This window comes from Mycobacterium sp. smrl_JER01 (assembly GCF_048513595.2).
Lineage (GTDB): Bacteria > Actinomycetota > Actinomycetes > Mycobacteriales > Mycobacteriaceae > Mycobacterium.
Genome location: NZ_JBLXXK020000001.1, coordinates 4812136 through 4826740 on the forward strand (window position 1 = coordinate 4812136; position 14605 = coordinate 4826740).

At 68.0% G+C, this 14605-nt stretch carries 11 protein-coding genes; 5 read left to right on the plus strand and 6 right to left on the minus strand.

What is annotated here, in order from left to right:
* Nucleotides 1–8: 8 nt before the first annotated feature.
* Nucleotides 9–1481 carry a carboxyl transferase domain-containing protein gene (locus tag ACNUDN_RS22530; RefSeq protein WP_419123961.1) on the plus strand — a complete coding sequence of 491 codons (1473 nt, stop codon included), beginning with the start codon at nt 9–11 and terminating at the stop codon, nt 1479–1481.
* A 4-nt stretch (nt 1482–1485) separates the two neighbouring features.
* On the opposite strand, the gene ACNUDN_RS22535 is transcribed toward ACNUDN_RS22530, so the two are convergent.
* Entirely contained in the window at nt 1486–3495 is a 2010-nt protein-coding gene (locus tag ACNUDN_RS22535; protein WP_419123962.1) for a YhgE/Pip family protein, read from the minus strand.
* Entirely contained in the window at nt 3495–4193 is a 699-nt protein-coding gene (locus ACNUDN_RS22540; protein WP_419123963.1) for an ATP-binding cassette domain-containing protein, read from the minus strand. Before ACNUDN_RS22540 ends, ACNUDN_RS22535 begins: the two co-directional genes overlap by 1 nt.
* 40 nt (nt 4194–4233) lie before the next feature.
* On the opposite strand from ACNUDN_RS22540, the gene ACNUDN_RS22545 reads away from it, so the two are divergent.
* Nucleotides 4234–4926, plus strand: coding sequence for a hypothetical protein (locus ACNUDN_RS22545; RefSeq protein ID WP_419123964.1), 693 nt, complete (start codon nt 4234–4236; stop codon nt 4924–4926).
* Nucleotides 4927–4963: 37 nt separating this feature from the next.
* Here ACNUDN_RS22545 and ACNUDN_RS22550 read toward each other — a convergent pair whose 3' ends face one another.
* Complete coding sequence (locus ACNUDN_RS22550) at nt 4964–5410, minus strand: hypothetical protein (protein WP_419123965.1); 447 nt, start codon at nt 5408–5410, stop codon at nt 4964–4966.
* Nucleotides 5411–5442: 32 nt separating this feature from the next.
* On the opposite strand from ACNUDN_RS22550, the gene ACNUDN_RS22555 reads away from it, so the two are divergent.
* Nucleotides 5443–6543 (plus strand): epoxide hydrolase family protein, encoded by a 1101-nt coding sequence (locus ACNUDN_RS22555; RefSeq protein ID WP_419123966.1) that lies wholly within the window; start codon nt 5443–5445, stop codon nt 6541–6543.
* A 9-nt stretch (nt 6544–6552) separates the two neighbouring features.
* On the opposite strand, the gene ACNUDN_RS22560 is transcribed toward ACNUDN_RS22555, so the two are convergent.
* The 3 genes from ACNUDN_RS22560 to ACNUDN_RS22570 are packed head-to-tail and all read right to left on the minus strand — an operon-like array spanning nt 6553 to nt 12291.
* Nucleotides 6553–8370 (minus strand): ABC transporter ATP-binding protein, encoded by a 1818-nt coding sequence (locus tag ACNUDN_RS22560; protein ID WP_419123967.1) that lies wholly within the window; start codon nt 8368–8370, stop codon nt 6553–6555.
* On the minus strand, nt 8367–10292 hold the full coding sequence (locus tag ACNUDN_RS22565; RefSeq protein WP_419123968.1) for an ABC transporter ATP-binding protein: 1926 nt from the start codon (nt 10290–10292) through the stop codon (nt 8367–8369). Before ACNUDN_RS22565 ends, ACNUDN_RS22560 begins: the two co-directional genes overlap by 4 nt.
* A complete protein-coding gene (locus tag ACNUDN_RS22570; protein ID WP_431960654.1) occupies nt 10285–12291 on the minus strand; it encodes an ABC transporter ATP-binding protein in 2007 nt (668 codons plus the stop codon). Before ACNUDN_RS22570 ends, ACNUDN_RS22565 begins: the two co-directional genes overlap by 8 nt.
* A gap of 130 nt (nt 12292–12421) precedes the next feature.
* Here ACNUDN_RS22570 and prrA point away from each other — a divergent pair, with 130 nt between their 5' ends.
* Both prrA and ACNUDN_RS22580 read left to right on the plus strand, forming a co-directional pair.
* On the plus strand, nt 12422–13132 hold the full coding sequence (gene prrA / locus ACNUDN_RS22575) for a two-component system response regulator PrrA (protein WP_419125270.1): 711 nt from the start codon (nt 12422–12424) through the stop codon (nt 13130–13132).
* A 131-nt stretch (nt 13133–13263) separates the two neighbouring features.
* Nucleotides 13264–14604: a HAMP domain-containing sensor histidine kinase gene (locus ACNUDN_RS22580; RefSeq protein WP_419123969.1), complete on the plus strand. Its 1341-nt coding sequence runs from the start codon at nt 13264–13266 to the stop codon at nt 14602–14604.
* Nucleotide 14605: the final 1 nt, after the last annotated feature.

Consider the following 14605-nt stretch of genomic DNA (forward strand, 5'->3'; position numbering starts at 1 on the left):
CTCTTCCTGTGAGCCGGATCCGCGCCCTCGAGCTGCGTGACGCACTGCTGGACGCCGGATCCTTCATCAGCTGGGACTCACCGCTGCCCGACGTGCCGGCCTCGGCGGCATACCGCGCCGAACTCGACGCGGCCCGGGCCGCGACCGGATTCGACGAGTCGGTGCTGACCGGCGAGGGCATGGTGTTCGGACGGCGGGTGGCGCTGGTGGCCTGCGAATTCGACTTCCTGGCCGGCTCCATCGGGGTCGCGGCCGCCGAACGCATCATCGACGCCGTGCACCGGGCGACCGCCGAGGGGCTGCCGCTGCTGGCGTCCCCCAGTTCCGGCGGCACCCGGATGCAGGAGGGCACCGTCGCGTTCCTGCAGATGGTCAAGATCGCGGCCGCGGTCGAACTGCACAAGAAAGCGCACCTGCCGTACCTGGTGTATCTGCGCCATCCCACCACCGGCGGGGTGTTCGCATCCTGGGGCTCCCTCGGTCACGTCACCGCCGCAGAGCCCGGTGCGCTGATCGGCTTCCTCGGGCCCCGGGTCTACCAGCATTTGTACGGCGAGCCGTTCCCGCCGGGCATCCAGACCGCCGAGAACCTGCACCGCCACGGCGTCATCGACGCCGTGGTCCCGCTGGACGTGCTGCGGGCCACCCTGGACCGCGCGCTCAAGGTGGTCGCCGACTCCCCCGATGAGCCACCGGCCGCGCCGCCACCGGAAACCCCGCCGGACATCGAAGCCTGGGAATCGGTGGAGATCTCCCGGCGCCCCGACCGGCCCGGGGTCAGCGCGCTGCTGCGGTACGGCGCCACCGAGCGAGTGCTGCTGTCGGGGACCGGTCAGGGCGAGGCGGCGGCCACGTTGCTGGCACTGGCCCGGTTCGGCGGACAGCCCGCCGTCGTGCTCGGACAACAGCGCGTCGTCGGCGGACTGATCGGCCCGGTGGCGTTACGGGAGGCGCGGCGGGGAATGGCGCTGGCCGCCGGACTGCGGCTGCCGCTGGTACTCGTGATCGACACCGCGGGCCCGGCGTTGTCGGCCGAGGCCGAAGAGGGCGGCCTGGCCGGTGAGATCGCACGCTGCCTGGCCGAACTGGTCACCCTCGACACCCCCACCGTGTCGGTGCTGCTGGGCCAGGGGAGCGGCGGCCCGGCGCTGGCGATGGTGCCGGCCGACCGTGTTCTCGCGGCGCTGCACGGATGGCTGGCACCGCTGCCCCCGGAAGGTGCCAGCGCGATCGTCTTCCGCGACACCGATCACGCACCCGAATTGGCTGCCGCACAAGGCATTCGATCGTCAGACCTCCTGCGCAACGGCATCGTCGACGCGATCGTGCCCGAGTACCCCGACGCTGCCGACGAACCGAGAGCCTTCACCCAGCGGTTGTCGGCCTCCATCGCGACCGAACTGCACCGGCTGCGCGCGATACCCGACGAGCAGCGGCTGGCCGCCCGCCTGGACCGTTACCGGCGGATCGGTCTGCCCTGAGCCTTCACACCTCGATGGGTGGACGCAGCCGCTCCATCGTGTACTGGCGGTTACGCCGCGCCGCCCACGCGCTCGCGGCCAGCGATACCGTCAGCAGGCCTGCCAGCACCGCGATCGCAATCCAGAGCCGGGCATCGACACCGCCCACCGTCAGCTGCCGCAGCCCGTTGACCGCGTACGTCATCGGGTCGAACGGGTGGATGATCTGGAACGGTCTGGCGGTGGTCTCCACCGGGTAGATGCCTCCGGCGGACACCAGTTGCAGCATCAGGAATGCCAGCGTCACGACACGACCGACGGCCACCCCGAAGACCGCGTTGAAGGCTTGGATCATCGCCAGGAACGTTCCGGCGATCAGGATCAGGAACCCGACGGTGGCCAGCGGGTATCGGGCATGCAGACCCACCCCGAAGTGCACGACGGCGTACATCACGACCACTTGGCACACCACCACCAGCAGGCCCGGCCAGTACGACGCGAGAACCACCCGTAGCGCACCCAATCCGTTGATGATGGGCCGCGACTGCAGGGGCGTCAACAGCATCCAGACGATCAGCGCACCGATGAACAGTGCCAGCGGCATGAAGAACGGGGCAAAGCCGGTGCCGAACGTGGGCGCGGGGTTGTCGGTGACCAGATCCGCACTCACCGGTGCGGCCAGCGTTTGGGCCACCACGCTGCGCTGCTGCGGGGTCCACGACGGGATCTGGGCGCTGCCCTCCCGCAGTTTGGTCGCCAACTCCTGCCCACCGGACTGCAACTTGTCTGTGCCATCGGCGAGTTGAGTTGCCCCGCTTGACAGTTCGCGGCCACCGTTGGCCAGCTGCACCAATCCGGTGGCGAGTCGCCGGGCACCGGAATTCAGCTCGCCCACCCCGGTCTTGAGCTCGGCGACGTCCGATCGCAATCCACCGTCGAGTGCCCGGGCGAGGAAAACCCGCAACCTGCTGTCGGGGTCCCCCAATTCGTTCTCCAGCCGGGTCGCGTTCTCGCGCAACCGAACCAGCCCGTCGTCGGTGGTGGGATCGATTCCCTGGGCCCGCAACAGCCGTTGCGCACCGGCAAGTGCGTGCCCGGCGTCGCGCACCGCCGGGTCGGGGTTGGACACCAGGAACCCGACGGCCTGGTCGACGATCGCGGCCGCCTGTGCGCTGTTGACGTTGAGGGCAGCGATGCGATCGGAGGTCGACCGTACCGCGGCCGACAGGTGCTGGGCGGCGTTCGCGACCTCGTTCGGGTCCAGACCCAGGCCACCGACCCGGTCCAGCATCTCCAGCAGCGGACCTGTGGCACTGTCGACCTTGGACGCCAGTTGCTCGGTTCCCGCCGCCAGTTGCACCGAACCGGCGCGGGCGGTGTCGAGCCCCGAGGACAGGGTGGCGGCTCCACCGGCCAGCCGGTGGGCGCCCTCATCGGCGATACCCAGGCCGACCGCGAGTTGTCGTGCCCCGTCAGCCGCCTGGTCGAGTCCCGCGCCGGCGTCGGTCAGCCCGGTCAGCACGGTCCCCACCGAGCGTTGCCCGATCTTCGCGTTGACCTGGTTGATCACCTCGCGCGACGCGTTCTGGCCGATGATCGACGCCAGATAGTTGTTGGCGTCGTTGAAGGTGAACCGGATCTGCGCCTGCTGCGGATCGCCGCCCGACGGTGAGGCCACCCGTTCGCTGAAATCCTCGGGCAGCGTGATCGCGAAGTAGTAGTCGCCGCTGCCGACCCCCTCGGCTGCCTGCTGGGCCGACATCTCGGTGAGCTTGAGCTGTCCGGAGTCGATCAGCGCCTGGGTGACCTCTTGGCCGGCCCGCAGCTGCTGGCCGTCGACAATGGCGCCGCGGTCCTGGTTGACGATGGCCACCGGGACCTTGTTCACCTCGGCGAACGGGTTCCAGAACGCCCACAGGTACATCGCCCCGTACAGCAGCGGCATCACGATGATCGTGATCAGCGCGATTCTCGGCAACAGCCCGCGCGAGTACCGCTTGAGGTCGGTGCCCAGTGACATGCCGGCGAGCGCCATCAGGCACCAGCCTGCTGTTCGGCCATGTCCGCCCGGGATGTGTGACGCACCGCGATCTGGCGGACCAGGTCGCCGCGGACACCGTTGGTGCTGGCGGTGACCACGGTTTGGGTACGGCCCAGTTCGACCAGGCGCGATACCAACAGTTCCCGGTGGTGATCGCTGGTGACCTGCTCTATGTCACCGACGACCAGCAGCGGGGGCTTGGCGGTGTCTGCCAGCGCGATCCTCAAGAGCAGACCGTCGAGTTCGGTGAGCTCCTCGACATACTCCGAGAGTGGCGGCAGTGGCAGATCACCGAAGACCGGACCGCAGATCCTGGCCAGCGCCGCCTCGTCAGCGCGGCGAATCAGCTTGTACCAGCGGGCATCCCAGCGCAACTGTTCAGTGATCAGATCGCGCACCGTGACAGATTCGGCGACGTCGTCCAGGCTTTCGATCGCGGCCAGCGCGGCGTGGGCGAAGATCTCGCGCACCCGAGTACGGCCGAAGACGGACAGGCTGCCCGAGTCCGGCCGCATCCGTCCGGCCAGCGTCATCAACAGCGCGGTACGTCCCGAGCCCGGCGGGCACACGAGAATCGTCACACCGCCCGCTTCGATCTCGAGGTCGACGGGTCCGTACACAGGCCCCCAGGGGCCGCGCAGCGTGATCGTCCGGGCAACAATCGCCGGCTCAGGGCCGGGTGCATCTGACACCCACCAATCCCACCACACCCACCGGTGGCATTCTGGAGTTGTGCAAGCCCTCCTGGATTTTGTGGGGAACTTCTGGTGGCTGATCTTCATCTTCGGCGGAACCATCGCCGGTGCCGCGAAGGGAATCGCCGCGGCGAACGAGCGGCGGGCCCAGCGCCGGTTGGAGCGATACCGGATCAAGCAGGAGACCAAGGTGGCCCTCGCCAACGCGACCGCGGCCGGAAAGGAGCGGTCCGAGGTCAACCGCCGCGAGATGGCCAAGGTGACCGAACGCCACGACGCGACCGACCGACGGTGGCTGTCTTATGAATTGGACGTGGCAAAGCTGCTGGACTTCCCGGTGATGACCGATTTGCGGGACCCGTTGACCCTGGGCTTTCACAAGGCCAAGAGTCGGGCAGACCTGTTGCGCCCAAACAGTATCGAGGACATCCTCGACGATCGCGACGCGCAATTGGCGTACCGCGACGCGGTCGGCGACTACGTCACGGCGTTTGACGTCGCCGAGACCGAGGCCGTGCGACGACGGCGAACCGACTTCACCAGCGACGATCAGCAGCGGCTCACGCGGGCGCAGAACTTGCTTCGCCTGGCTGCCGACGACGGCGCCACCGCACAGGAACGACAGGGTGCCTATCGGCGTGCCCAGCACGAACTGGCCGGCCTGGTCGTGCTGCCGGCCACCACCCGGGCCGCGATCGAGAACCGGGTTCTCGGTGAGCTGGAAGCCTGAGTGGTGTCGCCGGACGCTGGGATGAGGGTGGCCGACGTCACGCCAGCGCCAAAGCCGCCAACATCGCGCAGGACGTCACCAGCAGCAGCGGCACCCGAAGCAGGTTCTTCCTCGTCCACCGCACCGCCGCGTGGGCGTCGACGTCCGCGGGGTCGGTCCGTTCGAACTCGGCGGCCTTGGGGATCAGGTCGAACAGCGCCCACAACCGCATCGTCGCGTGGCTGATGAGCGCGATCAGCAGCGCCACCCCTACGGTGGCATCGCCCCACGTGACCACGAGCGTGACGACGAGCAGCACCTCGAAGATCACCGGTGCGGGCAGCCAGAACCGTACGCGGGAGATCCCGCCGTTTCTGGATTGGATGATGCCCGGACGTTTGGGCCAGTACGGATCGACGACGAGCGCCTCGTAGACAGCACCGCCGAGAGCTACGCACGCAGCGAGCGTGGTCGCGGCCAGCAGGATGAGCGTCGGGGTACCCACGACTCCCGATTATCCCAATGCCAGGATGTGCCATGGCCAATGTCCAGCCGTTCCGCATCGCGATACCCGACGGCGACCTCGCCGACCTCACGGATCGCCTGCACCGCACCCGCTGGCCGGACGCGGAGTGTGTCGACGGCTGGCAACAGGGCATCCCGCTGGCCTACACCCGGGAACTGGCCGATTACTGGGCCGACGAATACGACTGGCGGGCAAGGGAATCAGCACTGAACCGGTTCGACCAGTTCAGCACCGAGATCGACGGATTGCCCATCCACTTCATCCACCAGCGCTCGGCGCGCCAGGATGCCTTCCCGCTGATCATCACCCACGGCTGGCCCGGTTCGATCGTCGAGTTCCACAAGGTGATCGAACCGCTGGTCGACGCCGGCTTCCATGTCGTCTGCCCGTCGCTGCCCGGTTACGGATTCTCGGGCAAGCCGACCAGCACCGGGTGGGGTGTGGAGCGGATCGCGGCGGCATGGGACGAGCTGATGGTGCGGCTGGGCTACCGGCGCTACGGCGCCCAGGGCGGGGACTGGGGAGCTGTGGTGACCACCCAGATCGGCCGCAACGTCGGCCACTGCGTCGCTATCCATACGAACATGCCGATCGGGCGTCCGCCCAAGGATCTGACCGAACCCAGCACCGACGAATCGGCCGCGCTGGAGCGGCTCGGCTACTACCGAAAGTGGGACTCGGGGTACTCCAAACAGCAGTCGACCCGGCCTCAGACGCTTGGGTACGGCCTGACCGACTCCCCGGTCGGCCAACTCGCCTGGATCGTGGAGAAGTTCTGGTCGTGGATGGACTGCGACGGCCATCCCGAGAACGTGCTCACCAAGGACGAACTGCTCGACAACGTGATGCTGTACTGGGCGACCCGCAGCGGGGCGTCGTCGGCGCGGCTGTACTGGGAGAGTTTCGGCCCCTTCGCCGCGGACCCGGTGACGCTGCCCACCGGGGTGGCGGCGTTCCCCGGGGAGATCCTGCGCTCGCCTCGGCAGTGGTGCGAGCCCCACTACAACATCACCCGCTGGACGACGATGCCGCGCGGCGGGCACTTCGCGGCGTTCGAGCAACCTGAACTGTTCGTCGAGGAGGTCGCCGCGTTCTTCGACGACTTCCGCTGACGCCAGCGCCTACGCCAGCGACTGCACCCAGGACCGGTGCAACGCGGCGTAGTGGCCGTCATCGCGTTCGGTGAGTTCCTCGGGCGACCCGTCCTCGACGATGCGGCCATGCTCGAGCACCAGCACCCGGTCGGCGATCTGCACCGTCGAGAGCCGATGGGCGATCACGACTGCTGTCCGGTCGGCCAGCACCGTCTCCAGTGCGCGCTGCACCATGCGCTCGCTCGGGATGTCCAGCGACGACGTCGCCTCGTCGAGAATCAGCACCGCGGGGTCGGCCAGGAACGCCCGCGCGAATGCGACGAGCTGGCGCTGCCCCGCCGACAGGCGGCCGCCGCGCTTGGCGACATCGGTGTCGTAGCCGTCCGGCAGCGCCCCGATGAAGCCGTCGGCACCCACCGCCCGGGCCGCCGCGCGGACTTCCTCGTCGGTGGCCTCCGGTCTTCCGAACCGGATGTTGTCGGCGACCGTTCCGCCGAACATGAAGTTCTCCTGGGTCACCATCACGACGTTGCGGCGCAACTCGGACTGCGACACCTCCCGCAGATCGACGCCATCGAGCGACACCGTCCCCGCCACCGGGTCGTAGAACCTGGTGATCAGCTTTGCGATGGTGGTCTTACCCGCACCGGTGGTGCCGACGAGTGCGACCGTCTGCCCGGCCGGGACGACCAGATCCAGCCCCGGCAACACGGGACGCCCCGGGGTGTACTCGAAACGGACATCGCGCAGCGCGATCTCGCCGCGCACCTCCCCCAGCTGTACCGGGTGAGCCGGATCGTCGATCGCGGGTTTTTCGGCAAGCACCCCGGCGAGCTTCTCCAGCGCGGACGCCGCGGACTGGAACGTGTTGAAAAACTGCGATATCTCCTGCATGGGCTCGAAGAACATCCGCAGATACAGCAGGAACGCCGCGAGGGTGCCGATCGTCATCTCGCCGTGGAGCACGCGGTAACCGCCGTAGAGCAACACCACACCGGTGGTGAGGTTGCCGACCAGTTTCACGCCGGGCATGAAGACCGCGAGCAGCTTGAACGTCTTCTCGTTGATCTCGCGGTAGCGGTCGGCGATGTCTTCGAAGATCTCCTGGTTGCGCGGCTCCCGGCGGTAGGCCTGCACCGCCTTGATCCCGGTCATCGTCTCGACGAACTGCACGATGACCAGCGCCGAGATCTCCCGGACCTCCCGGTAGGTCTTCGATGACTCCCGCTGGAACCACCAGACCAGCAACACCAGGATCGGGAACGCCGCCAGGCACATCAGGCCGAGCTTGACGTCGAGCACCACCAGCAGCACCGCGGTGCCGAACATGGTGAGCACCGCGGTGATCAGGCTGTCGAACCCGGTCTCCAGCATGTCCTGGATGGCCTCGACGTCGTTGGTCGACCGGCTCACCACCCGCCCCGAGGTGTAGCGGTCGTGGAACGCGATGTCGAGCCGGCCGAAGTGGCGGAACACCCGGCGGCGCAATTCCAGCAGCACCTTCTGGCCGGTCCGCCCCGACCGCCGCAGGAAGTACATCCGGCTGGTCGCCTGCACCACGACGACACCGCACAGCGTTGCCACGATCGTCAACAGGACGGTGGCGGGTCCACCGTCGAGCAGCGGCGGGATCCCGTCGTCGATGCCCTTCTGGACGAGCAGCGGAACCGACAGCCGGGCAGCATTTTCCACCACCACGACGATCGCGAGCACGGCCACCACCCGCCGGTAGGGTCGCAGCAGCGAGAAAAGCAGTGCCCGTGCCTCGCGGCGACGGGGCACCGTCTCGTCGATCGGTAGGTCGTTGTGCTCGTCGAACTTTCCGCGCCAGTCGGTGCCGGTCATGCCCGCCTGCCCAAGATCTCGGCGTCCAGGCGGGTGCGCTCCTCCTCGTGCTCGAGCCGGGCTCGGGCCTGCTGCTCCTCCCAGTCGCAGTCTCGTTCGCTGCCGTCGTCGAGTTCGTCGTCGGCGGCCAGCAGATACCGGTACTCGGGCACCTGCGCGAGCAACTCGGCGTGGGTGCCGACGTGGGTGATGGTGCCGTGCTGCAGTAGCGCCACCCGGTCGGCGAGAAGCACGGTCGAGGCGCGGTGGGCCACCACGATGCCGGTGACCTGGTGCAGTACGCGCCGCAGCGCCTCCTCGACGACGGCCTCGGTGTGGACGTCCAACGCCGACAGCGTGTCGTCGAGCACCAGGATCCTGGGCTCGGCCAGGATCGCCCGCGCAAGTGAAAGGCGTTGCCGCTGACCACCGGACAGACTCATCCCCTGCTCACCGATCCGGGTGTCCAACCCGAACGGCAGGTCGTAGACGAAGTGGGCGGCGGCGACATCGATGGCCTGCCGCAGGTCCGCCTCGGTCGCATTCGGACGGCCCAACCTCAAGTTCTCGGCTACCGACATCGAGAACAGGGTCGGATCCTCGAATGCGGTCGCCACCGTCTCGCGCAGCGCCCGCAGTGACAGCTCCCGGATGTCCTGTCCGTCGATGCGGATCTGGCCTTCGGTGACGTCGTAGAGCCGCGACAGCAGACCGGCCAGCACGGATTTGCCCGACCCGGTCGCGCCGACCAGAGCCAGCGTCTCCCCCGGCTCGACGGTGACGTCGACGTGCCGCAACGCCCAGTCTCCGGCAACTCGGTCCGGCTCGCCGGACGCAGAGTCCGGGAAGCGGAAGCCGACGTCGATGAGCTCAAGCCGACCCCCGCGCGGCGCCTGATCGCGCGGCCCGTCGGTGATCTCGCGTGGGGCGTCGAAGATCTCGGCGATGCGGTTGGCCGCGGTGAACGACTCCTGGGTCATGGACAGCAGAAAACCCAGCGATGCGATCGGCCACACCAGCGACAACATCATCGTGATGAACGCGACCAGGGTGCCCATCGTGACGTACCCGTGGCCGGCTGCGTAGGCGCCGAAACCGAGCACGACGATCAAGGTCAGGTTCGGAATGATCTCCAGCAGGGTCCAGAATTTCGCCGACACCGACACCCGACTGACCTGGGTGTCGTAGAGATCGGTGAGCTGATCGTCGAAACGCTGGTAGACGTAGTCCTCCCGGCCGAACGATTTGACCACCCGCAAACCAAGCGCAGCCTCTTCGACGTGGGTGGCGACGTGGCCGGCCTGATCCTGGGCCAACCGTGACAGCCGGGTGTACTCCTGCTGGAAATGCAACACCGTCAACGTGATCGGCACGATCGACACCAGCACCACCACGCCCAGCGGCCAGTACATCGCCAGCAGGATCGCGGTCACCACGGTGATCTGCAGGACGTTGAGCATCAGGAAGATCAGGCCGAAGGACATGAAGCGACGAATGGTGCCCAGGTCGTTCATGATCCGTGACAGCAGCTGGCCGGACTGCCAGCGTCCGTGGAACGACATCGGCAGGATCTGCAGCCGGGCATAGAGCTGTTTGCGGATGTCGGCCTCGACACCCATCGTGGCGCGGGCCACCAGCCAGCGACGGATGAACCACAGCACGGCCTCGGTGACACCCACACCGACCGCCGCGGCACCGACCAGCCAGAGGCCCTGCTGATCCTGGTGGCGCACCGGGCCGTCGATGACCGCCTTGGTCATCAACGGGATCGAGATGGTCGCGGCCAGGCTGGCCAGTGCGACCACGATCATGACGGTCCAGCGGCGGCGATACGGCAGCAGGTAGGGCAGCATCCGCCACAGGTCGCTGCTCGGCTTCACGCGATCCGGCGGCGGCCCGATCGCGGGCGTCGCATAGAGGGATTCAGATCGGGAGTCAGCCACTTAGGACATCTTCCCATTGCGGGCAAGCGGTTAACTCTGCCGCCGAACCGCCGTGGCGTCCGCATGGACCGCCCCGCCCGGCACGAGCGGCGCAGTGCCGGCGGGCGGTACCGAACTGGGTGCGGTACAGCTCGGCGTATCGCCCGTGGCGCGCCAGCAGTTGCTCGTGGTTCCCGCGTTCGACGATCCGGCCGTCCTCGACGACCAGGATCACATCGGCGGTGCGGACCGTGGACAACCGGTGAGCGATGACGAGGGAGGTGCGCCCGGCCAGCGCCTCGGCGAGTGCGGCCTGCACGGCAGCCTCCGATTCCGAGTCCAGGGAGGCCGTCGCCTCATCGAGGATCACCACCTGCGGGGAGGCCAGCAGCACCCGCGCGATGGTCAGCCGCTGCCGCTGTCCGCCCGACAGCCGGTACCCGCGCTCCCCGACCACCGTGTCCAGTCCGTCGGGCATAGCGGCGACGACGTCGTCGAGGCGAGCTCGGCGCAGCGCGTCCCATACCTGGTCATCGGTGGCGTCCGGGGCAGCCAGCAACAGATTGGACCGGATGGACTCGTGGAACAGGTGTCCGTCCTGGGTGACCATGCCGACCGTCTCCTTCAAGGACGTGAACGTCACATCCCGGATGTCGACACCGTTGAGCCGGATCGCTCCGGCCGAACCCGACGGGTCGTCGTCATTCGGCCCCGACACGTCGTAGAGCCGCGCCGCCAGCGAGGCGATCGTGGACTTGCCCGCTCCCGAAGACCCGACCAGGGCCACCACCTGGCCGGCCGGCGCGGTGAACGAGATCCCGTGCAGCACCTCTTCGCCACCACGGTGATCGAGTTCGGCGACGTCCTCCAGCGACGCGAGCGAGACCTGATCGGCCGCCGGGTAGGAGAACCGCACATCGTCGAACTCCACCGTGACCGGGCCCTCGGGCACCGGGACGGCGTCCGGACTTTCGCGGATCAGCGGCACCAGATCGATCACTTCGAACACCCGCTCGAAACTGACCAGCGCCGTGGCGATCTCGACGCGTGCATTGGCCAATGCCGTCAACGGTGCGTACAGCCGGGTCAACAGCAGCGCCAGTGAGACGATCGCACCGGCCTGCAGGTGTCCGCCGATGGCCAGTGCTCCGCCCAGCCCGTAGACCAGTGCCAGCGCCAGCGCCGACATCAGGGTCAACGAGTTCATGAACGTGGCCTGCAGCATCGCGGTGCGCACACCGATGTCGCGCACCCGGCCGGCCCGGGCGCCGAACTCCCGCGACTCCGACGCGGTGTCGCCGAACAGCTTCACCAGCGTCGCGCCGGGCGCGGAGAACCGCTCGGTCATCTGGGTGTTCATCGTCGCGTTGTGTGCGGCCGCCTCACGAGACAGCCGCGCCATCGCGGAGCCGATCCGCCGCGCCGGGATCAAGAACAGCGGAAGCACCACCAGGGCTGCGAGTGTGATCTGCCAGGAGATGCTCAGCATCACCGCCAACGTCAACGTCAACGTGACGACGTTGGCGACCACCCCGGACAGGGTGTCGGAGAACGCGCGCTGAGCCCCCATGACGTCGTTACCGAGCCTGCTCACCAGCGCCCCGGTGCGGGTGCGGGTGAAGAAGGCGATCGGCATGCGCTGGACGTGATCGAACACGGCGGTACGCAGATCCAAAATCAGGCCCTCACCGATGGTCGACGACAGCCACCGGGTCAGCAGTGCGACGGCCGCTTCGGCGAGCGCCACCCCGGCGATGACCACACCCAGGGTGACCACCACCGCGGCGCTGCCGCCGCCGGTGATCTCATCGACCACCCGGCCGGCCAGCAACGGTGTCGCCACGGTGAGCACCGCGCCGACGACGCTGACCGCCACGAAGACCGCCAACCGGCGGTGGTGACGCCGCGCGAAACGCCAGATCCGGCCAAGTAACCGGCGGTCGGCAAGGGCGTGCAGGTCACCGCCACGGGCTTGGGTCTGCCGATACAGCGACTGCCGGGCGACCGTTTCCAAACTCATATTTTCACCGTAGGACCTCAACAATTCTTGAGGTCAATGCCTTCCCGGGGGTCCGGGCCGTGCCCGACGCCCGTTCCGGACGCAATCAACGGGCAGCGCCTCCCACGACGGCTCCGCTTCATCAGGCAAGATTGCGTGCATGGACAGTGGTGTGGGTTCGCCCCGGGTGCTGGTGGTCGACGATGATCCCGACGTCCTCGCCTCCCTCGAGCGCGGGCTGCGCCTGTCCGGATTCGACGTTTTCACCGCCGTCGATGGAGCCGAAGCGCTGCGCAGCGCCACCGAGACGCGGCCGGACGCGATCGTCCTCGACATCAACATGCCGGTGCTCGACGGGGTGTCCGTGGTGACAGCGCTACGAGCGATGGACAACGATGTGCCGGTCTGTGTGCTGTCGGCGCGATCGTCGGTCGACGACCGGGTGGCCGGGCTGGAGGCCGGCGCCGACGACTACCTGGTCAAACCGTTCGTGCTGGCCGAACTGGTGGCGCGGGTCAAAGCGCTGCTGCGTCGGCGTGGGTCGACTGCGACCTTCTCGTCGGAGACCATCACGGTGGGTCCGCTGGAAGTCGATATCCCGGGCCGGCGCGCGCGGGTGGACGGCGTCGACGTCGACCTCACCAAGCGCGAGTTCGACCTGCTGGCGGTATTGGCCGAGCACAAGACCGCAGTGCTCTCCCGCGCTCAGCTGCTTGAGCTGGTGTGGGGGTACGACTTCGCCGCCGACACCAACGTCGTCGACGTTTTCATCGGCTACCTTCGTCGCAAACTGGAGGCCAACGGCGCACCTCGACTGCTGCACACCGTGCGCGGCGTGGGATTCGTGCTGAGGCAGCAGTAGGCCGTGATGAGCGCCTGCGCGAAGAACAGAGAACTCCGATGAGCGCCTGCGCGAAGAACAGAGAACTCCGATGAGCGCCTGCGCGAAGAACAGAGAACTCCGATGAGCGCCTGCGCGAAGAACAGACAGCCGTGATGGCGCTGTCCCGCGTCTTCCGCCGCACACCGTCGCTGCGCACGCGGGTCGCGTTCGCCACCGCGATCGCCGCCGCGATCGTCGTCGGCATCGTGGGGACGGTGGTGTGGGTCGGCATCACCAACGACCGCAAGGAGCGTCTGGATCGTCGCCTCGACGAGGCAGCAGGTTTCGCGATCCCGTTCCTGCCCCGCGGACTCGATGAGATTCCGCAGTCGCCGAACGACCAGGATGCGGTCATCACCGTCCGCAGAGGCGGACAGGTGACGTCGAACTCCAATGTGGTGCTGCCGGAGCTGGAACCCGGCTACGCCGACACCTCGGTCGACGGCGTGCACTACCGGGTGCGCACGGTTCAGCTGTCCACCCCCGAACCGATGTCGGTCGCCGTCGGGGCCACCTACGACGCGACGATCGCCGACACCAACAACCTCCACCGCCGGGTGCTGATCATCTGCACGCTCGCCGTCGGGGCCGCGACATTCGGGGGCTGGCTGCTGGCGGCATTCGCGGTACGGCCGTTCAAGCGGTTGGCCCAGCAGACCCGCCAGATCGATGCCGGCGACGAAGCACCCGACATCGACATCCGCGGGGCGACCGAGGCCGTCGAGATCGCCGACGCGATCAAAGGCCTGGTCGAGCGGGTCTGGGAGGAGCAGGACCGCACCAAGGCCGCGCTGGCCTCGGCGCGGGACTTCGCCTCGGTGTCCGCGCACGAGCTGCGGACACCGCTGACCGCGATGCGCACCAATCTGGAAGTGCTGGCGACGCTCGACCTGACCGAGGAGGGCCGCAAAGAGGTCGTCAGCGACGTCATCCGCACCCAGTCACGGATCGAGGCGACGCTGGGCGCGCTGGAGCGCCTCGCCCAGGGTGAGCTGTCCACCGAAGATGACCACGTGCCGGTCGACATCACCGAGCTGCTGGACCGGGCGGCGCATGACGCCATGCGCGTCTACCCCGACCTGGAGGTGTCATTGGTTCCTGCCCCGACGGTGATCATCGTCGGGCTGCCCGCGGGCCTGCGGCTGGCGGTGGACAACGCCATCGCCAACGCCGTCAAGCACGGCGGCGCGGGACGTGTGCAGTTGTCGGCGGTCAGCTCACGTGAAGGTGTGGAGATCGCCATCGACGACGACGGGGTCGGGGTTCCCGAGGAGGAACGCAGGGTCGTGTTCGACCGCTTCTCCCGGGGGTCGACAGCGTCGCACTCAGGTTCGGGCCTGGGTCTGGCGTTGGTGGCTCAGCAGGCCGAACTGCACGGTGGAACCGCATCCTTGGAAGCCAGCCCGCTGGGCGGGGCAAGACTGTTGCTGCGCCTGCCCGGACCGCGCTAGT

Bases quoted from the DNA above. Each gene is read 5' to 3' on its own strand.
- ACNUDN_RS22535 (WP_419123962.1), bottom strand. From the start codon at position 3,495: ATGGCGCTCGCCGGCATGTCACTGGGCACCGACCTCAAGCGGTACTCG.
- ACNUDN_RS22555 (WP_419123966.1), top strand. From the start codon at position 5,443: ATGGCCAATGTCCAGCCGTTCCGCATCGCGATACCCGACGGCGACCTC.
- ACNUDN_RS22560 (WP_419123967.1), bottom strand. From the start codon at position 8,370: ATGACCGGCACCGACTGGCGCGGAAAGTTCGACGAGCACAACGACCTA.
- ACNUDN_RS22570 (WP_431960654.1), bottom strand. From the start codon at position 12,291: ATGAGTTTGGAAACGGTCGCCCGGCAGTCGCTGTATCGGCAGACCCAA.